The sequence below is a fragment of the Spirosoma aerophilum genome, from assembly GCF_054782495.1.
In genome coordinates this window covers 234028-253492 of record NZ_BAAGSJ010000038.1, presented here as the reverse complement: position 1 = coordinate 253492, position 19465 = coordinate 234028, and the positions used below count along the sequence as shown (strand labels likewise).

The window sequence follows — 19465 nt, the reverse complement described above, 5'->3', positions numbered from 1 at the left end:
ATCAGCTAATCTTGATTACCCAAACGGGCTGCCCGGCCAATTGCTGACGCACCTTTTCGGGAATGGCAATTGTTACGCTGTCTTTGGTTTTCACCATCTTCAGCGACGCCGAGGCTCCCAGAATTGCGGCTTTGGCAGTTGGAGCGATAGAAAGCGTAGGCAGTGACACACTCGCCGGGAGCTGCTGCTCCGAGTCTGTCGGTAAGTACGACGCGTATACCGACTTGCCATTCGACGTAAACGCCCATTGACCCTGGCGGTAAGGAGCCAGTGGCTTGGTACCATAAATCGACTCTCCATTGACGGCTATCCACTTGCCGATTTCCTGAAGGCGCTGATACGCTTCTTCGTGCCATTCGCCATCGGGACCGGGGGCAATGTTGAGCAACAGGTTCCCGTTTTTCGCCACAATGTCGACCAGCGTCTGGACCAGCTTGCGAGTTGGTTTGAAGTTCTCTTTGGGAATGTATGACCAACTGGCACCCATGGTGATGCAGCTTTCCCACGGAATGGGCATGTAGTGGTCTGGAATGGACTGTTCGGGCGTTGCGTAATTCTCGAACTCACCCGCCACGGTACGGTCGACAACCAACAATCCCGGCTGATGTTGGCGGGCCATGCCAGCGATGCGGGCCATGTTAATGTCCTGACTGTAGGGAATGGTGCGCTGCCAGCTAATGGTGGAGTCGATGGTATTGGCCGGACGAACCCAGCCGCCGTCGAGCCACAGAATGTCTACTTTCCCGTAGCCGGTCATTAGCTCTTCGATCTGGTTGTAGGTGAAGTCGCTGAATTTCTTCCAGTGGTCGGGGTATTTTTTTGGGTCATAGCTTACGTTCCGGTCTTTGGGCGGAAAGTAGGTCCACCAGTAATCTTCCGTATGCCAGTCGGGCTTGGAGAAGTACGTGCCGACCATGAAGTTCTGATTCCGGAAAGCGCCGAGGATCTCTTTCGTCACGTTAGCGCGCGGGTTCGACGAAAAAGGCGTTTTGGTATCGGTGATCTTGTAGTCGGTCAGTTTGGTGTCGAACATGCAGAAACCGTCGTGGTGCTTGGTCGTGAAGATCACGTATTTCATACCCGCATCCTTAGCCGCATTGGCCCAGCGCTCGGGATTGAATTTAACGGGGTTAAAGGTTGTCTGGAGGTTCTCGTAAGCCTTTTTGTATTCATACCAGTTGGCGGCATAAGGGCCTTTACGCTCGCACCAGCCTTCATCTTCCGGGCAAAGTGACCACGATTCCACAATGCCCCACTTGCTGTAGGTGCCCCAGTGCATGAGCAGGCCAAATTTTATATCCTGCCAGTTTTGCAGTTTCTGTTTGACGAGCTCATCTTTTGGCCAGATGTATTTATCGTGATTTTGTTCTGAATGTTGCTGGGCCAGAACGGATAGCGGGAACAGCAGGCTCAGGGCAAGGTAGGTAAACTTTTTTCTCATGGTTGACTTCGTTTAGTGGGTTGGTTAGGCCCGCGCCTGCCGATAAGCACCCGGCGTCTGGCCTGTCCATTTTTTAAAGGAACGGAAAAATACGCTCGGTTCGGCAAATCCCAGCAGATATGCAATATCGGTGGTGCTGAGGTTAAGTTCGCGCAGGTGACCAATAGCCAGTTCTTTACGGGTTTCGTCCAGCAACCGTTGGTAGGTTGTGCCAGCTTCTTTCAAATGGAGTTGCAGCGTTCGAACACCTATCGCCAGCCGGTCGGCAATAGTGGTCAGTGCCGGTTCTTCTCCTTTCATCATCAGCACAATCTCCGACTTCACCCGATGGCTGAGGGAGGGTGTTTGAAGACGGTTGAGTATATCGTTGGCATGCTTCTCGAAGAACGGGAACAGGTTGGGGTTGGCGTTCAGAATAGGCGTATCGAGCAGCGCTGCGTCCAGCACCATAGCTGTTTCAGGTGCGTCGAATGTGAGTTTTGCCGGACCAAAAACCCGTTCATGCGCGCGGGTGTCGGCCGGACGAGGATAGGCGAAATGAATTTCCTGAGCGACAATCTTCTGCCCGGTTAAGGCACGAATGGCCGATAAATACACCGATAGTTCAGAGTTAAGGGTATGGTCGGCATAAAGAATATCCGGGCTGGTAATCCGCAGCGATAGAACGAACTGCCCACCTGACGAGCCATCTCTCCGAACAAGCCGGCCGCTGGTACTGACCCCTTCACAAGCAATATCCTGATACTGGCAAAGTTTCTCAAAGGCCTTACCCAGCGTTGGGCTGTGCATCATGACATAGGCCAGCACACCCAAAGCCATGGGATTGACCTGTTCACCAAGCTTCAGGGCCATGTCCGGTTCGTCGGTCACCCGAACGACTTCCTGCCAGAGGGCCTGTACCTGTCGGATCATAACCCGGCCGTCGGGATCACGAAGCTGATCGGGGTCAATTCCCACCGCACGGGCCAGCGCATCCGCATCGGCTCCCTGTTGCCGGGCGGCAAACAGAATCAGGTTGATGGCCCCAATGGAAAGGGTATCGTGTGTGTTAGCTTGCGTCATGTAGGAAAAATCCGTTCGTAGCGAATCGTCAATTCAGGAAATGTCCGGCTAGGAATATCGCCCGATTCGTAAATATCGACCAACGCATATTCGCCATTTTTCAGCACATATACGTGAACGAGGTTTTCCTTTGGCACAACAATCCAATACGCCTTCACGCCCGATTGCTCATACAGGTTGTATTTCTCGTTGAAATTTTTCTTGAGGGTACGGGGCGATGTGATTTCAATGACCCAGTCTGGTGTGCCCAGGCACCCACTATCATCGAGTTTGGTTGGATCGCATATGACACAAAGATCGGGCTGAACAACGGTATGCAACTGGTCGGGCTTACGCTCATTCCGAATCGGCAACCACACATCGAAGGGAGCTGTATAGATTTGACAACCCTGATCGCCAAAGAAGTGGCTAATGTCTACTCGTAAATGACTTACGGCCAGTTGGTGCGCTCGTCGGGGAGCAGGTGACATCGGGTACAACTTGCCTTTGATGAGGTCAACGCTTTCGTCAAACTGCCATTTCAGGTAATCAGCGTAGGTGTAGATGCCGTTAGGGTCAAGTTGTGAGATGTCGGTAATCATGCAGAATGCCGGGCGATTTCGTTACGCAAGTTCCTAAAATAGTCGGACGCCCGCAACAACCGGCTTCCGTACCAGGAAAACATTTCACCATCTACCAGCAACACCCGCGCCGATGGGCAAATTGTTTGCCACTCGGCCATGTGCTTGGCTTTGAACGGGTAAGGCTCCGAGGATAAAAAGATCAGATCAGGCTGCGCTTTTTGCAGATCGTCGGGCGTGACTTCGGGGTAGCGGGTTCGGTTGGCGAATGCATTGCGGAAACCGGCTACGGTCAGCATGGCGTCGATAAACGTGCCGGTGCCCGCTGCCATGTACGGCTTTTGCCAGATCAGGTAGGCCACGGTTGGCCGGGATGTCGCGTATGCAGGGGTAAGATCCCGCTCAATTTGCGCGGCCATCGCTTCCGCTTCCTGACGTTTACCAACCAGCGTTCCAACTTCCCGGATCATTTGCAGGGCATCGGGTAGGGTTGCCATGTCGGTCACATGGACCGGATAGTGCTGTTGCAGTTCTTCAATCTGCTCACGAGTGTTTTCTTCTTTGTTCGCGATAATCAGGTCGGGTTTCAGCGCCCTGATCTTGTCCAGCCTAAGGGTCTTCGTTCCGCCTATAAGTACCTTATTTTTGACCTTCTCGGCTGGGTGGATACAGAACTTGGTGATGCCGACAATTTCGTCGTTCAGGCCCAAATCGAAGAGCAGTTCGGTTTGTGATGGAACCAGGGAAATAATGCGTTTGGGGAGCATAGGGCTAACATTCGGCGGCTAAAAAAGGTAACTCAGCAGGTATTTAACAGCTTTTAACAAACTTTTGATGGGTAGTCGTAAAATTTGTGCAACGTTTACTGTCGGAATCCTTCATTTATTCATTTCGAGAGAAGATTACATTTGCCTGACAATACGCATTCACCGCTCTTTTACTGCTTATACCCGATGAAACAATACCTGCTTTCCCTTGCTGCAACCGGACTTTGCGTCACGACGCTTTATGGTCAGGCCCCTACATCCGGCAAAATTACCTACGAAGGTATGCGCCAGATTGACCGCTCCCAAATGCGAATGGTTATCAACGGCCAGGAAGTTCGCCCCGGAAGTCCGGGTGCGCCCGATGCGCCTGAGGGTATGCCCGAAGTGATGTCGTTTACTCAAAAACTGGTGTTTTCAGGCAACATGGCCAAGGAAGAACGCGACCGGGGGCAGGGTGGCATGATGATTCGTCGAATGGAAGTGGGTCCGGATGGGGCCGGTGCCGGGGCTGGCGGAGGTCGTCCGCGGAATGTTAACTTTACGCCCCCATTTGAGCAGCAGACGTTTCTAGACCTGGCCAACCGCCAGCGCATTGATGTGCTGACGGTGAGAAAAGACTCCACTACGAAAGAGGTGTACCGCTCCGAAAAACCTATGCCCACAGCCGCCGACTGGACAGCGGTGGATAAGACCAAGAAAATAGCGGGTTATGTCTGCCATAAAGCGACCGCTACCCGGCGGAAAGAAACCTTTACGGTCTGGTACACCACCGATCTGCCGTTTACCTACTCGCCCGTTGCCGACCTGACCCCGCCCAAAGGTGTGGTGCTGCAAATTGAGTCGGACAGTGAATCATTCAAAGCAACTGGCGTCTCGACGGAAACCATTGCTGAAGCCGCCGTACAGCCACCCAAAGAGGCCAAAAGTATCTCGTCAGAAGAAATGGAGCAGATACGCCGGAAGGGTATGGCCGATTTCCGTCAGCGGATGATGCAGAACATGCCCATGCGGAGCCAGAACTAAGGTTTCAATTGAAAATGTCTAATGAAAAACGTATAATGAATAGTGTCTAATGAAAAACTTACTGACTGTGAAGCAATTGATCCGACTTTCGTTATTCGTTGTTCATTGTACATTATTCATTGGCTTTAACTCCTTTGGGCAGTCGCCGGGCACCCTTCGCGGTCAGGTGGTCGACTCGCTCACCCGGAAGCCGTTACTCGAAGCGTCGGTTTCGTTGATGCTGGCCCGCGACTCCTCGCTGGTATCGTTTGGTATTACCGATGGCGAGGGCCGGTTTACGTTTCCCAAAATTGCCGAAGGTCAATACCGGGTGCTTGTTTCGTATGTAGGGTACCGTAGCCGCGCCAAACGGATTTCGGTGTCCGGGGCAAACCCCACGACCGATGTTGGAGCTATTGATCTGGTGGCTCAGTCGCAAACCCTTACGGAGGTATCCGTTCAGGGCGAGCGGGCGCCCATTGCCGTAAAAGGCGATACCCTGGAATTCAATGCCGGGTCGTTCAAAACGCGGCCCAATGCCCAGGTCGAAGATTTACTCAAAAAGTTGCCCGGTGTGGAGGTTGACCGGGACGGTAACGTAAAAGCGCAGGGTCAGGCCATCACCAAAGTGCTTGTCGATGGAAAACCTTTCTTCGGAAATGATCCGAAAATGGCAACGCGAAATCTCCCTGCCGACATTATCGACAAAGTGCAACTTTTCGATCAGGCATCGGAACAGTCGACCTTTTCGGGGGTAGATGATGGCGACCGGGAGAAAACGATCAACATTACGACCAAGAAAGATAAACGGAAAGGTTCATTTGGGCAGCAGACCATCGGTGCCGGACCAAAACCGGGTGACGACGCTCGCTATTCGGGCCGGGTGAGTTTAAACCGGTTTAACAATGGCCGACAGATTTCCGTATTGGGTATGGCCAACAACGTGAACCAGCAAGGTTTTACGGCTTCGGATTTAGGTCTCGGTAATAACTTCGGAGGAGCCGGGCAGGGGCAGGGGGGTGGCGGAGGCAGCAACGTGGTTCGTGGTGGCCCCGGTGGTGGCAGCGGCAACGGAGCCGGTCAGGTGGGCAGCAATGCCATTACCCAATCGTGGGCGGCCGGTATCAACTACCGCGACGGCTGGGGCAAAAAGATTGATGTAGTCAGTAGCTACAACGCCAGCAATACCAACACCCTCACGAACCAGCAAAGTCACCGGGAAAACGTGATTCCCAGTGGCACTGCCGGTACCGTGATCACGCGCCCGGATGCTGGCTTTATCCGCGACCAGACCAACGGTTCCGACAACACAAATACCAACCACCGGGTCAATTTACGGCTCGATTATCGAATCGACTCGATGACAACAATCCGGGTAATCCCGAATTTGTCGTGGCAAAATTCGACGTATAGCAACCAGAGCCAGGCTCGAACAATTACCAACGAAGGCGTGCTGGCCAATTCGAGCCTGATCAATTATAACTCAACCGGTAGTGGCTTCACCGGCAATAATTCACTTTTACTCTTCCGTAAATTCCAGAAAAAAGGCCGGAATTTTTCAGTGAACTGGAACATCGCTCTTAACGATCAGGACAATGAAGGGATCAATAAGTCGGTCAACCAGTTTAACGGATCGTCGACCAGCCTGACGTCGGGTGTTATTACAAAAGATACCCTAACGGGCATTACGACGCAGACCATCAATCAGCGTAACAATCAGCAAACGAATTCGATGACCAACACCATCAACGTTAGCTACACGGAGCCGCTGTCGATGCGTCAAACACTCGAATTTCACTACAACCTGTCGAATAATCACAACACGTCGAATCGGGCGGTGAATGATTTCAATAGCCTGACGAACCAGTATGATCAGCTGAATACGTTTCTGAGTAACAATTTTGTAAACGACTACATAACCAATCGGGGTGGATTGACATGGCAAACCCGTCGGTTGAAGTATACGTATGCGTTCGGGCTGGATGCGCAACAGGCCAGCCTCAACTCCGATAATTTAAGTCGGGAAACGACCCTGAGCCGCACGTTTTCGAACCTGCTGCCCAATGCGTTGCTGACGTACAATTTTGCCAAAAGTCGGCGGCTCCGGTTCAACTACCGAACGCGTATCAATGCGCCGTCGGTAAACCAGCTGCAGCCGGTGGCTAACAATACCAATCCGCTGAATATTCAATTAGGCAATTCCGATCTGCAACCGGAGTATAGCCACACCTTGTCCCTGAACTACAACCAGTTCGATGCCGCTACGTTTCGGAACATGTTCGTCTTTGTGAACGCCAGCCGAACGGATAACAAAATCGTGAACTCAACGGTCTTCGACCGATCGGGCGCGCAGACGACCAGGCCCGTAAACACCGATGGGTATTACACGGTGAATGGATCGCTGGTTTTTGGTCGACCGCTCAAAATAGGTACGCAGAAAACGAATCTGAACTTATCGACCAACCTGACCTTTAACCAGGGGCAAAGTTTTATCAACAACCAGTCGAACCAGGCGAAAAACTGGCTGATCGGGCAGGGCATTGGCGTGAGTTCAAATTTTACGGAGAAGCTGGATTTGAATTTATCCGGGAATATCAACTGGCAGTCGGCAAAGTACTCGCTGCAGCCCCAGCAGAACACCACTTTCCTGAATCAGACGGTTACGCTCGATGTCTACTATCAACTACCGCTGAAATTTACTTTCTCCACGAACGTCTACTTCAATCATTATGGCGGTAGTTCAGCTAACTTTAACCAGTCGTATACGCTTTGGAACGCCACGCTGGCCCGCCAGTTGTTCAAGCAAAATCAGGGGGAAATACGCTTCCAGGCATTCGATTTGCTGAATCAGAACCAGAGCATCGTTCGGAACGTGACCGATACCTACACGGAAGAAGTTCGGAGCCGGGTGCTGAACCGTTATTTTATGATCAGTTTCGTCTACAACCTACGCCGATTCAGTGCGGGTGTTACGGCGCCACGAGACCCGTTTCAGGAGCGGAACGGAGGTGGTCAGCGCGGGCAGGGGGGAGGCTTCCGCCGGAACGGGTAGATTTGTTTGCGTTGCGAGCGATAAAGTGGGTGGCCCTGTCCGTTGTACAGCAAAACCATTAACGGCCCTTATAGCCAGTACTTCTCCAATTTAATCGTTTGCCTATTTTGTCTGGGCCAAGCAATGGCTTGGCCTTTGACTTCGCCACTCGACGGCCAAGCCAGAGCTTGGCCCAGACAAAATCCATCTTGTTTGAGATACACATAAAAAAGGGAGTTAGCACAAAGACTAACTCCCTTTTTTATGTGTATTCGCTTTACTTTATATATCGGAAATCTTCATTTCCCTTCAACGCCAATAACGTTTCGTACATGAGCTTGATGACGTTCTGTACGTCATCCATGTGTACCGTTTCGACGGTGGTGTGCATGTATTTGAGTGGCAGGGAGATCAGGGCTGATGCAATGCCTTCTGTTGCGTAGGCAAACGCATCTGTGTCGGTGCCTGTCGAGCGGCTGACGGCCTGACGCTGGAAAGCAATGTTCTGTTGCTCCGCTACGCTAATCAGGAAATCGAGCACATTATTCTGCACCGCCGGACCGTAACATAACACCGGGCCATCGCCACATTTCAAATCACCCTGTTCTTTTTTATCGTACTTCGGCGACTGCGTATCGTGCGTCACGTCGGTACAGATGGCCAGATCGGGTTTCAGCCGACGGGCAATCATTTCGGCACCCCGCAGACCGATCTCTTCCTGAACGGCGTTGACGATGTACAGCGTAAACGGCAGTGTAACATTGTTTTCTTTCAGGAGTCGTGCCACTTCGGCGATCATGAAACCACCCATGCGGTTGTCGAGGGCACGCCCAACGTAGTAACGATTATTCAACTCCATCAGCCCATCTGTAAACGTGCAGACCGTGCCGACATGAATACCCATGTCCAGTACTTCCTGTTTGGTAGCCGCGCCCACGTCGATGAACAGGTCCGTTACTTTGGGGGCTGTGTCTTTTGCCAGATCACGAACGTGAATGGCGGGCCAGCCGAAAACACCTTCGACCACGCCTTTTTTCGTGTGCAGGTTAACCCGCATCGACGGGGCAATGACCGCATCGGAACCCCCGTTTCGGCGAACGAAAAGGTAGCCATCGTCGGAGATAAAATTGACAAACCACGAAATCTCGTCGGAGTGGGCTTCGATCACGACTTTGTAATCCTTGCCAGGCCCTATAACCCCAACGGCGGTGCCATAGGTATCGACAATGTACTCGTCGGTATAGGGTTTGAGGTAGTCCAGCCAAATCTGCTGCCCCGACGATTCGAAGCCGGTGGGTGAGGCATTGTTAAGGTACTGATAGAGGAAACTTTTACTGTTTTCGTTCATCTGGTTAGAAATCTATAGGGAAATGCCAGCCTGGCCGTATTCCAATTCTGCAAAGTAGTTCAACAAAAATTAAAACCCAATCCGCTCCCGTTTTTGCTCAACGCCCATCGAGCGCAGGACTTCCATGGCGATCCGGTCGTCGTATTTGCGCTTCCAGTAGTCGGCTTCGAGCCGGAGCTTGTCCAGTTCGAGCTGTTGCTTTTCCAGGGTCAGGCGGAGCGTTTCGAGTTCATGGCTCACCAGTTCCTCGGATTTGGATTCGACAACCTGCGCCGGAATAGCCTCATCGGATAGTAGGCTGATTGGCGATATTCCCAAAACGTTTGCAATTTGGGCCAGTCGGGAAAGGGTCAGGTCGGTTTTGCCGCGTTCAATATCGCCATAAGCCGTTGTGGACAGATTTAATAAATCAGCCATGTTTTCCTGCGATAAACCGCGCTGAAGACGCTGTAAACGTATTTTTTCGGCCGGACCACGATTGATGAGAGTGCTCATATCAAGTAACAACGATAAAATCTAAACCAGAACTGACAGGGTTTTTCGGTATGATAACGCAATTTTGTAACGAAACAATTCTCGAACTTACACCAAGCGTTCTTGGTTTTCAAATCAAGAAGTAAACCCAATTATGAATTACGAAAAAGAATTCCGCAATTTCGCCGTACATCACATGGGTCTGAATGGCCTGACTGTGGACGGTTACGTGAAACACACCGTTGAGAATAATTCGGTTGAGAACATGACCCGCTCGGTCATTGAAGAACGCCCGATGAATTTCCGTGAAGTCGACGTGTTCTCACGCCTTATGGCCGACCGGATTATCTTCATGGGTCTGCCCGTTGACGACAACATCGCCAATATCATTGTCGCCCAGATGCTCTTTCTGGAGTCGGCCGATCCGAAAAAAGATATCCTGATGTACCTCAATAGCCCAGGCGGCTCGGTGTATGCCGGTTTGGGAATTTATGATACCATGCAGTATGTACGTCCCGACGTAGCCACGGTTTGTACCAGCCTGGCCGCTTCGATGGGAGCTGTGCTGCTGGCAGGTGGCGCGGCTGGCAAACGCACGGCCCTACCACACGCTCGTGTCATGATTCACCAGCCATCGGGTGGTGCGCAGGGAACGTCGAAAGACATGCAGGTGACGATGAAAGAGATGCTTGAGCTGGAGAAGGATCTGTACCACATTCTGGCCAGCCACTCCGGTCGTACGTACGAAGAAATCGAAAAAGCATCGGATCGTGATAAATGGTTCCGGGCCGACGAAGCCAAAGAGTATGGCTTGATCGACGAAGTTTTGCGCCGGGAGAAATAAGATTATCAAGCGATTTTAAAGAAACAGGAAACGCGGGTGTTATTGACGTAGCACCCGCGTTTCCTGTTTCTGGAGACCCATGACGGACGACCTCCCTTTGCTAATTTTCTGAACGGTTAACCATCAACCAGGCAAAGTTGGTCGTTTGACCACCAATTAATAAATTTGTTAATATTGAACGGCTCAGGCTCAGCTAAGTCATTTTTTTGTCGAAATTAGCCTAACAAAGTCTTTTCGTATACTGTTAAAAGAAACCTGGATAACAGATAGCTCTATTTCTATTATCTGATAAACCCCAGCCCATCTACTCTGCAACCGTTCATGCCACAAATCAGTTGCTCGTTCTGTGGACGACGCAAAAACGAAGTAATGATGCTCCTGTCGGGCATCGACGCACACATCTGTAACTACTGCATCGAGCAGGGACATCAGGTTGTGCTGGAAGAAATGCGCCCCAAAAAGAGCGAACCCACGGAGTTAAATATCAACCTGATCAAGCCGATTGATATGAAGCGTCACCTCGACCAATACGTTGTTGGTCAGAATGAAGCCAAAAAATCCATCACCGTTGCGGTCTATAATCACTACAAGCGCCTGATGCAGCCAAAGACCAATGATGACGTGACGATTGAAAAATCGAACATTATTATGGTCGGCGAAACCGGAACCGGCAAAACGTATCTGGCGCGTTCCATCGCTAAAATTCTTGAAGTTCCCTTCTGCATTGCCGATGCTACCGTCATTACCGAAGCGGGTTATGTTGGTGAAGATGTCGAAACGATTTTAACCCGATTATTACAGGCCGCCGACTATAATGTGGAAGCCGCTGAACGAGGTATCGTTTATATTGACGAGATTGATAAAATTGCCCGTAAGTCGGATAATCCGAGCATCACCCGCGACGTGAGTGGCGAAGGTGTTCAGCAGGCACTCTTAAAATTGCTGGAAGGATCGGTGGTCAACGTGCCGCCCCAGGGAGGCCGCAAGCACCCCGACCAGCGTCTGATTGCGCTCAATACGGAGAACATACTGTTTATCTGTGGGGGGGCTTTCGATGGCATTGAGCGACACATTACCAAGCGCATCAATACGCGGCCCATCGGCTTCTCCGGCGACCGGCGTCTGAATGACACCTTCGAGCGCGGGCACCTGATGCGGTATATTTCGGCCCTCGATCTGAAATCATTCGGATTGATTCCTGAGCTGATTGGTCGACTGCCGGTACTGACCCACCTCGAACCACTCGATCGGGCGGCCCTGATGCAAATTCTGACCGAACCGAAAAACGCCATCACCAAACAGTACGACAAGCTGTTTAAAATGGAGGGTATCACCCTGCATTGGGACCCCAGCGCGTTGAACTACATTGTCGACCAGGCTCTACAATACGGACTGGGTGCCCGTGGCTTGCGTTCCATCTGCGAGTCGATCATTAAAGACGCTATGTTCGAGATGCCTTCGCAAACATCGGTCAAAGAATTAACCGTTAGTCTGGAATATGCCCGCGAGAAATTCGGAAAATCCAGTACTTATCAGATGCGGTCCGTGGCGTAACGAGTAACTCACATTTATTCACAAGAAAGCCCGTTTTCATCTCGAAGACGGGCTTTCTTTATGATTATCGATAAATTTATTTTCTGGTACGTATCATAATATCCTATCATACCTACAGATTAATAATTAAAAAAACTGGCATTAAACGCTATCGCCCGATACATCGGTAATCGTATCGAGGGCCACAATTCATGTAGTTAGTAGTCAGTAGTTTACTCTTTTTTCTTCGCCTTGTCTCAGCGCTGTATGCAGCAGATAAGAGGACTACTGGCTTTGGTGCTCTTCACTGCTTTACGTACAAAGCCTTTTTGTTTATCCACTCTTTATTTGGTAGATGGGTGGTATTTTCTGACTACAGCCAAATTATTTTAAACCCTGCGCCAACAAATGAATAGGGTTATGGTTCATGAGGGTGATAACTCAAACGTTAACACTTAAAACCATACACTATGAGTCGGTTCTCCAAACACATTTTGACCGCTTTATTGGGTGCAGCAGTTCTTTCTTCCTGCAGCCGTCCAGTGGCCTATTTTCAACCCAGTGCCCGCGAACATTTTGCGAAAACACCAGCTTCCACAACACCTACAATTTCTACAGAAAGCGTAGCTTTGTCAACCGAATCAATGGCTACGGTTACTGTGGCTACGCCTGTTGAGCAAGTGGCTCAAACGGCTAAAGCAATGGACCAAATGGAGGCTATGGTTCGCAATGATAGCAAACTGGGCGCTGATAAAACCGTTCAAAAGCGTCTGAACAAGATTCGCTCGTTAGTTGCTTCGACGTCGGCGAAGGCAGTTGCGTCGCCAACCGAGGTGAGTGCTCCTAAAAAAATGAATATGATGGAGCGGTTGATGCTGAAAAAAATGAACAAAAAAATCAGCAAGCAGCTCGCTCCCGCTAATCCGGAGCAGACGATGTCCAGCCGCGGTACACTAGCCGCAGGTGCCGTGTTGGTGATCATTGGTTTATTGTTGCTCATCCTGACATCGGGTACAGCCTCTACAATTGGTCTGGTGGCCGTTCTGGTGGGTGCCGTTATTTTGCTCATTGGTCTGCTGTAGTCTCCGTGAGAGCGAAAAACCCGATGTTGAGCCAGCGCTTTTCAAGCATGGATTATACCCGGCTTTTGGCCATTGGCTCTGATTCAGGTGATTTTTTTTAAATGTCTCAACAAATGATAAACCTTCAAGTTGTTGATGATGATATTTCAATCGTTCAAATTTTAAACCATATATTATGAATCAGTTGTCTAAACACCTTTTTACCGCTTTTCTTGGTGCAGCCATCCTTTCTTCCTGCAGCCGTCCGGTAGCTTATTTTCAACCCAGCGCCCGGGAAAGTTTCAAAACGGTTCAACCCCAAACCGTAGCGACCGCTACACCGGTTGAGTCGACACAACCCACCATCGAAGCTGAGGTGGCAACTCCGGCAGCAGCTGCCCCTGTTGAACAGCAACTTGCTCAGACAAAAGAGGCTGTTAACCAGGTAGAGGCTTATGTTCGTAACGACAGCAAGCTGGCGTCGAACAAAAAGCTGGCTAAACGTATGGTTCGTTTGAACGAGATGCTGGCAACAGCAAGCCCAAAGGCAGCCGTATCGGCAAATGCAGCTTCGACCAAGAAAATGTCATTTATGGAGCGGACCATGCTCAAGAAAATCGACAAGAAAATCAAAAACCATGTTGCTCCTGATCAAACCAATGCCATGAATTCGAATGTGCGGTTGGGCGTTATCATCGGCATCATCGGTTTATTGCTGTTGATTCTGGGTGGTGGTGGTGCATTAGGCATTATCGGGGCTGTTGGCCTTGTTGTAGGTCTGGTGCTCATTCTGCTGGGTGTTATCAACTCCTAACTAAGTTGAATCTGACATGAGCCAGCCACAACGGTCTGGTTCATCCTCGGCGTAGATGCTTTCCCCTGGATGGCATTTACGCCGATTTTGTTTTAGATCGATCTGCTCGCGAACAGATCACTATTATCGGGGCGGGTGATGGCGTCTCTTGCGTAGTGACTCTGCGGTTTACGAAACCAGAAAATTTTGGCAGCTGATCCGGCTTCCTTTTTGCGTTTTAACCCCTTTTTACGCTGATTATCCGTAAACTTGCACCTCATTTATAGGAGAATGCCGAATGCAATACCGGTATTCAATATGTTAGATCGTTACAAAAATGGCTGAGCTGTTTAACGTTTACCCGCTTTACGACATTGAACCCACGCGAGCGGAGGGAAGTTACATTTGGGGTGCCGATGGCACTCGTTATCTCGACCTTTACGGTGGTCATGCGGTCATTTCAGTTGGCCACACGCATCCCCGGTATGTGAAGGCCCTGACTGATCAGTTGAACAAAATTTCATTCTACTCCAATTCCGTCCGGATTCCGCAGCAGCAGGAGTTGGCTGATAAACTGGGGGCTCTGTCAGATCATCCTGACTATGCCCTGTTCCTGTGTAACTCCGGTGCCGAAGCCAATGAAAATGCGTTGAAGCTGGCGTCGTTTCATAACGGACGGACTCAGGTTGTTGCGTTTACCAAATCGTTTCATGGCCGTACTGCCGGTGCCGTTGCCGCTACGGACAATCTGTCGATCGTTGCTCCCGTAAACTACAATAAACACGTCTCATTTTTGCCGTTCAACGACGCTGAAGCGGCTCTGGCCGGTATTACTACCGAGACCTGTGCCGTTATTGTTGAAGGTATACAGGGAGTGGGTGGCATACAGGTAGCCACCGACGCTTTTCTACAGACCCTCCGAAAGCGTTGTGACGAAACCGGTGCGGTGCTGATTCTCGATGGTGTGCAGTGTGGTTATGGTAGATCGGGTAAGTTTTTTTCACACCAGTTCAGCGGCATCGAAGCGGACATTATCTCGATGGCGAAAGGTATGGGCAATGGCTTTCCCATTGGTGGTATCCTGATTTCGCCCAAGTTCAAAGCCAGCTATGGCTTGCTGGGCACAACCTTTGGCGGCAATCACCTGGCCTGTACAGCCGGCATTGCCGTACTCGACATCATGAAAGACGAAGGTCTGATGGAAAACGCTATCCGAATGGGGGATTACTTCATGGATGGTATTCGCCAGATTGGCGGTTATAAAGAGTTGCGTGGTCGGGGGCTAATGATTGGTATTGAATATGACTTTCCGGTCGATACGCTCCGCAAAACGCTGTTGTTCGATCATAAACAGTTTACGGGTGTGGCTGGTAAAACGATCATACGCCTGCTGCCCTCGCTGGCGATCGGCGTCGACGAAGCCGATCAGTTCCTGGAAGCATTGGCGGTTTGTTTAAACACAGAGCGAATGGAGGTTGTCACGGAGAACACAAAGAAATGATAAAACAGGAGGTCACCGATGGAATAATTGGATGTGCTATAAAAGTCCATCGTGGCTTGGGACCCGGTCTTTTAGAATCAGCTTACGAGGAATGCCTGGCATATGAGATGACAAAGGCCGGCATTTTGTTTGAACGACAGAAAGCCATGCCTATCATCTATGATGACCTAAAACTGGAAAGCGGTTATCGTGTAGATTTATTTGTGGAAGGCAGAGTCATCGTAGAGCTCAAAGCTGTTGACGCCTTAAATAATGTGCATTTTGCACAAGTCATGACATACCTTCGTCTGGCAAACTGCCGTTTTGGATTGCTAATTAACTTTAACGTATCGCTGCTAAAGGATGGAATTAAACGCGTTGTTAATGGATATTGACCTCCATTGTCTCCGTGTTAAGCTCCGTTTTCTCTGTGTTTAAACTACATGACCAATTTTATCTCCCTCGCCGACGTCAGCAATATTGACGCCCTGATACAGTCCGGCCTTGCTGCCAAAGCCAACCCCTTTGCCGATCAGCACCTGGGTAAAAACAAAACCATTGGCCTGATTTTCTTCAACTCCAGCCTACGTACCCGGTTGAGCACGCAGAAAGCCGCTCAAAACCTGGGTATGAATGTCATGATCATGAACGTCGGTCAGGATAGCTGGGGACTGGAAATGGAGGAAGGCGTTCTGATGAATGGCGACAAAGCCGAACACGTTCGGGAAGCGGCTGCCGTAATGGGCCGCTACTGCGACATGATCGGTATTCGTGCCTTTGCCGAGCTTAAAGACCGCGACAAAGATTATCGGGAGCAGGTGATGCATCAGTTCGCGACCTATGCCGGGGTGCCCATCGTGAACCTCGAATCGGCTACACGGCACCCGCTGCAATCGCTGGCCGACTGTATTACAATTGACGAAGCCAAACGCGTTGACCGGCCAAAGGTGGTACTAACCTGGTTGCCTCATTTCAAACCTCTCCCGCAGGCGGTGGCCAATTCATTCTGCGAATGGATGAACGCCCGCGCCAGTGCCGGGAAGATCGACTTTGTTGTGACGCACCCGCATGGCTACGAGTTAGCGCCTGAGTTTGTCGGGAATGCCCCGGTTATTTATGATCAGAGCGAAGCCTTTGCCGGTGCCGATTTTATCTACGGCAAAAACTGGTCGTCGTATACGCAATATGGTCAGGTGCTGACGCAGGACCCATCCTGGGCGGTCACGATGGACGACATGAACCTGACCAACAACGGTAAGTTTATGCATTGCCTGCCTGTTCGGCGTAACCTGAAAGTGTCCGACGCAGTGCTGGATAGCCCCCAGTCGCTGGTGGTTGAGCAAGCGGCTAACCGCGAGTGGTCGGCTCAGGCAGTGCTGAAAGAAATTCTGATAAATCTGAAGTAGATATAATTGCCATCGGCTGTGCCGCTAGCCAGGCACCAAACGCTGGTTGGTATACAAGAACAAATGGATAACCTCACTGTAGTGAAGATTGGCGGGAATGTGATTGATGATCCTGCAGCCTTGAAACGATTTCTGATGACGTTTGCCAGCCTGCCCGGTGCTAAACTACTGGTTCACGGCGGTGGCAAAGTAGCTACGCAGGTGGCCGAAAAGCTCGGTATACAAACCACCATGGTGGAAGGCCGTCGCATTACCGACCAGCCCATGCTCGACGTGGTGACGATGGTATATGGTGGGTTGGTCAACAAGCAGATTGTCGCTCAGCTGCAGGCGTTGGACGTCAATGCGATTGGCATGACCGGAGCCGATGCCGGTACCGTGCTTGCCAGGAAGCGTCCGGTCAAAGATATAGACTATGGCATGGTAGGGGACATTGAGGAGGTAGACTCTGGACAGATTCAGTTTTTCCTGCGGCAGAGCCTGACCCCCGTTTTCGCTCCCCTTACCTACACGGAATCAGGGGAGTTACTGAATACAAACGCCGATACCATGGCGTCGGCCATTGCCGTCGATATGGCGCATCATAATACAGTTACCTTAATTTACTGCTTTGAGAAAAAAGGCGTTCTTCGGGATCCTGATGATAATGACAGTGTGATCAACGAACTCACGCCCGACATTTACGCAGCGAACAAAGCCGCTGGCTCAATTAACAAAGGTATGATTCCTAAGCTGGATAACGCCTTTAGAGCCCTGGAGAGCGGTGTTGCCAAAGTTATCATCTGCCATGCTGACGAATTGGCCATGGCTGTAAAGCAGGGAGCTGGAACTACGTTAAAAAAGTAAAGCGGCCGGAAAGCCGCTTCAGAGTACTACATAAAAAGCGGCTTTCCGGCCGCTTTACTTTTTTATTTTTCTGCGAGTAAATGCACAACGCGTCGAATGCCCATGAAGCGATTGTGATAATAACTGGCGCTCAGGTAGTCGTAGCGAACGCCCCCGTTCCAGGCTGAGTGGATGAACTTGATCCGGTCGCCAATCACTTCCGTAATCAGGCCCACATGGCCGATTCGGTTGCCGCCGGAACTATGCCCTTTGAACAGGATCAGGTCGCCGGGTTGAGCTGACTCTTTCTCGACGGCTGCTCCTACATTGCCTTGGGCAGCGCTGGAGTGAGGCAGCGTAATACCAAATTTATTGAAGCAGAACCGGGTGAAACCCGAACAGTCGAAACCTTTTGTGGTGGTGCCACCCGATCGATAGCGAACAGCAAGGTGTGCCTTCGCGAAGTCGATCACATTATGAACAAGCGGAATCTGATCATAGAAGTTGCTTTCGTTCGATGTTACATTGGGTACATCAGCTACTTTGCTTGTTGCGGTGGGTACGGTTTGTGCTTGAACGATGCCAAACGAGACAGAACAAATTACTGCCAGGAGCATTTTTCTCATCATAGAATTGAGGTCAAATCCACGTTACGTATCATAAAAGTATCGAATTGACTGCTTTATACCTACCCGTTGAGGAATTTTTTCCACAAGCGTTCAGATTTTTCTTGTGCCAGATTCTCTAAATCATTGACCTTAAAGTAATTGACCGACGAAAAAAAAGGTAAATTTTTTTTGCGGTAGGTCAGTGGGTTGATCTCTATATCCTACTTATCCTATAAGAAAGCTGCCGGTTCTTCGTCAAGGGCAACTATACCCTTGACGAAGAACCGGCAGCTTATATAAACTTTAAAAAAATTAAAACCAGTTGGCTCCCACGATGCGGAAGGGCCAGGGAATGGAAGCCAGAATAAGGATCAGGCCCAGACCGTAGAAAATGCCGATCAACCGTTGCTTAGCTACCGCATCCGTAGCCCGTTTTGACCGCGAATATCCGATAGTGACCAGAATAATGGCAATCAGCATACCAGCGGTGTGTTCGACACTGTAAAAGCGGTATATCTTTTCGCTGAGGAGTGAAAAATTCACTTTAGGGCTCATAAAGAATAGAACCAGTCCCAGTAGCAGCTGCGTATGCACGGCAATAAGGGTGAACAGGTATAATTTACGATTACCGTCGGTGTAACCGCTACGTCCCTGCCATTTGCTAATGGCTGTGACTACCGCTGCCAGCAGCAGAACAAGGGCTACCCAGCGGAGTCCTGAGTGGGCGTGTACTAATCCAGGATACATAAGTTGGTTGTTTTATTGGTCAAATTTAGTTGATTGGCAAAGAAACAACCAAATCAGGACTTTTTAGGGAAGCGGTGCTACGGTTTTAAGCTATAGTCAATATAACGCGGTCAGCGCTTCGATTAAAATTCCTGATATGACCAACTTGCATCTCCAATCCGTTGTTGATTCGTTATGATTCTTTACAACACAACCTACAGCGTTACCGAAGATGTGTCATCGGACTGGCTGCGCTGGATGAAGCGATTTTATCTGCCGGCGGCTATGGCAACTGAATTGCCAGTGAGCCACAAGATCTTACGACTACTCACCGAACTGGAAAATGGTGGAGTTACGTATTCCGTCCAACTGGATTTCAACACCATGGCCGACTACGCGGCATTTCAGCAATATCATGCCAATACGTTGCGTGAACGCATCCAACATCGCTTCGGCAACCAGTTTATTTCATTCGATACCCTGCTGGAAGAAGCTTGATTTTTA

Annotated in this window: 19 protein-coding genes; 11 read left to right on the top strand and 8 right to left on the bottom strand. The window is 50.2% G+C overall.

Annotated features, from left to right (window positions below; genetic code table 11):
• Position 1: 1 nt before the first annotated feature.
• From ACYVK4_RS30795 to ACYVK4_RS30780, 4 genes are read right to left on the bottom strand one after another with little or no spacing between them, the layout of a single operon-like run.
• Positions 2 to 1441, bottom strand: a complete 1440-nt coding sequence (locus ACYVK4_RS30795) for an alpha-L-fucosidase (protein ID WP_461131432.1) — start codon at positions 1439 to 1441, stop codon at positions 2 to 4.
• 24 nt (positions 1442 to 1465) lie between these two features.
• The gene (locus tag ACYVK4_RS30790; RefSeq protein ID WP_461131431.1) at positions 1466 to 2503 is read right to left on the bottom strand and encodes an AraC family transcriptional regulator; all 1038 of its coding nucleotides are present in this window, start codon (positions 2501 to 2503) and stop codon (positions 1466 to 1468) included.
• Positions 2500 to 3084 carry a Uma2 family endonuclease gene (locus ACYVK4_RS30785; RefSeq protein WP_461131430.1) on the bottom strand — a complete coding sequence of 195 codons (585 nt, stop codon included), beginning with the start codon at positions 3082 to 3084 and terminating at the stop codon, positions 2500 to 2502. Before ACYVK4_RS30785 ends, ACYVK4_RS30790 begins: the two co-directional genes overlap by 4 nt.
• On the bottom strand, positions 3081 to 3830 hold the full coding sequence (locus ACYVK4_RS30780; RefSeq protein WP_461131429.1) for a helical backbone metal receptor: 750 nt from the start codon (positions 3828 to 3830) through the stop codon (positions 3081 to 3083). Before ACYVK4_RS30780 ends, ACYVK4_RS30785 begins: the two co-directional genes overlap by 4 nt.
• A gap of 186 nt (positions 3831 to 4016) precedes the next feature.
• Between ACYVK4_RS30780 and ACYVK4_RS30775 the strand changes: the two genes are divergently transcribed.
• Both ACYVK4_RS30775 and ACYVK4_RS30770 read left to right on the top strand, forming a co-directional pair.
• Positions 4017 to 4853, top strand: a complete 837-nt coding sequence (locus ACYVK4_RS30775; protein ID WP_461131428.1) for a GLPGLI family protein — start codon at positions 4017 to 4019, stop codon at positions 4851 to 4853.
• A 49-nt stretch (positions 4854 to 4902) separates the two neighbouring features.
• The gene (locus ACYVK4_RS30770; protein ID WP_461131427.1) at positions 4903 to 7884 is read left to right on the top strand and encodes an outer membrane beta-barrel protein; all 2982 of its coding nucleotides are present in this window, start codon (positions 4903 to 4905) and stop codon (positions 7882 to 7884) included.
• 256 nt (positions 7885 to 8140) lie between these two features.
• On the opposite strand, the gene ACYVK4_RS30765 is transcribed toward ACYVK4_RS30770, so the two are convergent.
• Both ACYVK4_RS30765 and ACYVK4_RS30760 read right to left on the bottom strand, forming a co-directional pair.
• Positions 8141 to 9211, bottom strand: a complete 1071-nt coding sequence (locus tag ACYVK4_RS30765) for a M42 family metallopeptidase (RefSeq protein ID WP_461131426.1) — start codon at positions 9209 to 9211, stop codon at positions 8141 to 8143.
• Positions 9212 to 9280: 69 nt separating this feature from the next.
• A complete protein-coding gene (locus ACYVK4_RS30760) occupies positions 9281 to 9706 on the bottom strand; it encodes a helix-turn-helix domain-containing protein (RefSeq protein ID WP_461131425.1) in 426 nt (141 codons plus the stop codon).
• Between the two features lie 133 nt (positions 9707 to 9839).
• Here ACYVK4_RS30760 and ACYVK4_RS30755 point away from each other — a divergent pair, with 133 nt between their 5' ends.
• From ACYVK4_RS30755 to argB, 8 genes are all read left to right on the top strand, one after another.
• The gene (locus ACYVK4_RS30755) at positions 9840 to 10529 is read left to right on the top strand and encodes a ClpP family protease (protein WP_461131424.1); all 690 of its coding nucleotides are present in this window, start codon (positions 9840 to 9842) and stop codon (positions 10527 to 10529) included.
• 321 nt (positions 10530 to 10850) lie between these two features.
• Positions 10851 to 12083 (top strand): ATP-dependent Clp protease ATP-binding subunit ClpX, encoded by a 1233-nt coding sequence (gene clpX, locus ACYVK4_RS30750; RefSeq protein ID WP_461131423.1) that lies wholly within the window; start codon positions 10851 to 10853, stop codon positions 12081 to 12083.
• 449 nt (positions 12084 to 12532) lie between these two features.
• Entirely contained in the window at positions 12533 to 13144 is a 612-nt protein-coding gene (locus ACYVK4_RS30745; RefSeq protein WP_461131422.1) for a hypothetical protein, read from the top strand.
• Between the two features lie 175 nt (positions 13145 to 13319).
• Positions 13320 to 13937 (top strand): hypothetical protein, encoded by a 618-nt coding sequence (locus tag ACYVK4_RS30740; RefSeq protein ID WP_461131421.1) that lies wholly within the window; start codon positions 13320 to 13322, stop codon positions 13935 to 13937.
• Between the two features lie 316 nt (positions 13938 to 14253).
• Positions 14254 to 15417 (top strand): aspartate aminotransferase family protein, encoded by a 1164-nt coding sequence (locus ACYVK4_RS30735; protein WP_461131420.1) that lies wholly within the window; start codon positions 14254 to 14256, stop codon positions 15415 to 15417.
• A complete protein-coding gene (locus tag ACYVK4_RS30730) occupies positions 15414 to 15791 on the top strand; it encodes a GxxExxY protein (protein ID WP_461131419.1) in 378 nt (125 codons plus the stop codon). The genes ACYVK4_RS30735 and ACYVK4_RS30730 overlap by 4 nt, the downstream gene beginning before the upstream one ends.
• 48 nt (positions 15792 to 15839) lie before the next feature.
• On the top strand, positions 15840 to 16802 hold the full coding sequence (locus ACYVK4_RS30725) for an N-acetylornithine carbamoyltransferase (protein ID WP_461131418.1): 963 nt from the start codon (positions 15840 to 15842) through the stop codon (positions 16800 to 16802).
• Between the two features lie 63 nt (positions 16803 to 16865).
• Positions 16866 to 17648 carry an acetylglutamate kinase gene (gene argB, locus ACYVK4_RS30720; protein WP_461131417.1) on the top strand — a complete coding sequence of 261 codons (783 nt, stop codon included), beginning with the start codon at positions 16866 to 16868 and terminating at the stop codon, positions 17646 to 17648.
• A gap of 62 nt (positions 17649 to 17710) precedes the next feature.
• Here argB and ACYVK4_RS30715 read toward each other — a convergent pair whose 3' ends face one another.
• Both ACYVK4_RS30715 and ACYVK4_RS30710 read right to left on the bottom strand, forming a co-directional pair.
• The gene (locus tag ACYVK4_RS30715) at positions 17711 to 18256 is read right to left on the bottom strand and encodes a C40 family peptidase (protein ID WP_461131416.1); all 546 of its coding nucleotides are present in this window, start codon (positions 18254 to 18256) and stop codon (positions 17711 to 17713) included.
• Between the two features lie 291 nt (positions 18257 to 18547).
• The gene (locus tag ACYVK4_RS30710; protein WP_461131415.1) at positions 18548 to 18982 is read right to left on the bottom strand and encodes a cytochrome B; all 435 of its coding nucleotides are present in this window, start codon (positions 18980 to 18982) and stop codon (positions 18548 to 18550) included.
• A gap of 174 nt (positions 18983 to 19156) precedes the next feature.
• On the opposite strand from ACYVK4_RS30710, the gene ACYVK4_RS30705 reads away from it, so the two are divergent.
• Positions 19157 to 19459, top strand: coding sequence for a DUF4286 family protein (locus ACYVK4_RS30705; protein ID WP_461131414.1), 303 nt, complete (start codon positions 19157 to 19159; stop codon positions 19457 to 19459).
• Positions 19460 to 19465: the final 6 nt, after the last annotated feature.

What these genes read in the sequence shown, in the direction of transcription:
- ACYVK4_RS30775 (WP_461131428.1), top strand. Translation starts at nt 4,017, where the DNA reads ATGAAACAATACCTGCTTTCCCTTGCTGCAACCGGACTTTGCGTCACG.
- ACYVK4_RS30760 (WP_461131425.1), bottom strand. Translation starts at nt 9,706, where the DNA reads ATGAGCACTCTCATCAATCGTGGTCCGGCCGAAAAAATACGTTTACAG.
- ACYVK4_RS30780 (WP_461131429.1), bottom strand. Translation starts at nt 3,830, where the DNA reads ATGCTCCCCAAACGCATTATTTCCCTGGTTCCATCACAAACCGAACTG.
- ACYVK4_RS30745 (WP_461131422.1), top strand. Translation starts at nt 12,533, where the DNA reads ATGAGTCGGTTCTCCAAACACATTTTGACCGCTTTATTGGGTGCAGCA.
- argB (WP_461131417.1), top strand. Translation starts at nt 16,866, where the DNA reads ATGGATAACCTCACTGTAGTGAAGATTGGCGGGAATGTGATTGATGAT.
- ACYVK4_RS30740 (WP_461131421.1), top strand. Translation starts at nt 13,320, where the DNA reads ATGAATCAGTTGTCTAAACACCTTTTTACCGCTTTTCTTGGTGCAGCC.
- ACYVK4_RS30715 (WP_461131416.1), bottom strand. Translation starts at nt 18,256, where the DNA reads ATGATGAGAAAAATGCTCCTGGCAGTAATTTGTTCTGTCTCGTTTGGC.
- ACYVK4_RS30795 (WP_461131432.1), bottom strand. Translation starts at nt 1,441, where the DNA reads ATGAGAAAAAAGTTTACCTACCTTGCCCTGAGCCTGCTGTTCCCGCTA.
- ACYVK4_RS30705 (WP_461131414.1), top strand. Translation starts at nt 19,157, where the DNA reads ATGATTCTTTACAACACAACCTACAGCGTTACCGAAGATGTGTCATCG.
- ACYVK4_RS30755 (WP_461131424.1), top strand. Translation starts at nt 9,840, where the DNA reads ATGAATTACGAAAAAGAATTCCGCAATTTCGCCGTACATCACATGGGT.
- ACYVK4_RS30765 (WP_461131426.1), bottom strand. Translation starts at nt 9,211, where the DNA reads ATGAACGAAAACAGTAAAAGTTTCCTCTATCAGTACCTTAACAATGCC.
- ACYVK4_RS30785 (WP_461131430.1), bottom strand. Translation starts at nt 3,084, where the DNA reads ATGATTACCGACATCTCACAACTTGACCCTAACGGCATCTACACCTAC.
- clpX (WP_461131423.1), top strand. Translation starts at nt 10,851, where the DNA reads ATGCCACAAATCAGTTGCTCGTTCTGTGGACGACGCAAAAACGAAGTA.
- ACYVK4_RS30735 (WP_461131420.1), top strand. Translation starts at nt 14,254, where the DNA reads ATGGCTGAGCTGTTTAACGTTTACCCGCTTTACGACATTGAACCCACG.
- ACYVK4_RS30710 (WP_461131415.1), bottom strand. Translation starts at nt 18,982, where the DNA reads ATGTATCCTGGATTAGTACACGCCCACTCAGGACTCCGCTGGGTAGCC.
- ACYVK4_RS30725 (WP_461131418.1), top strand. Translation starts at nt 15,840, where the DNA reads ATGACCAATTTTATCTCCCTCGCCGACGTCAGCAATATTGACGCCCTG.
- ACYVK4_RS30770 (WP_461131427.1), top strand. Translation starts at nt 4,903, where the DNA reads ATGAAAAACTTACTGACTGTGAAGCAATTGATCCGACTTTCGTTATTC.
- ACYVK4_RS30790 (WP_461131431.1), bottom strand. Translation starts at nt 2,503, where the DNA reads ATGACGCAAGCTAACACACACGATACCCTTTCCATTGGGGCCATCAAC.
- ACYVK4_RS30730 (WP_461131419.1), top strand. Translation starts at nt 15,414, where the DNA reads ATGATAAAACAGGAGGTCACCGATGGAATAATTGGATGTGCTATAAAA.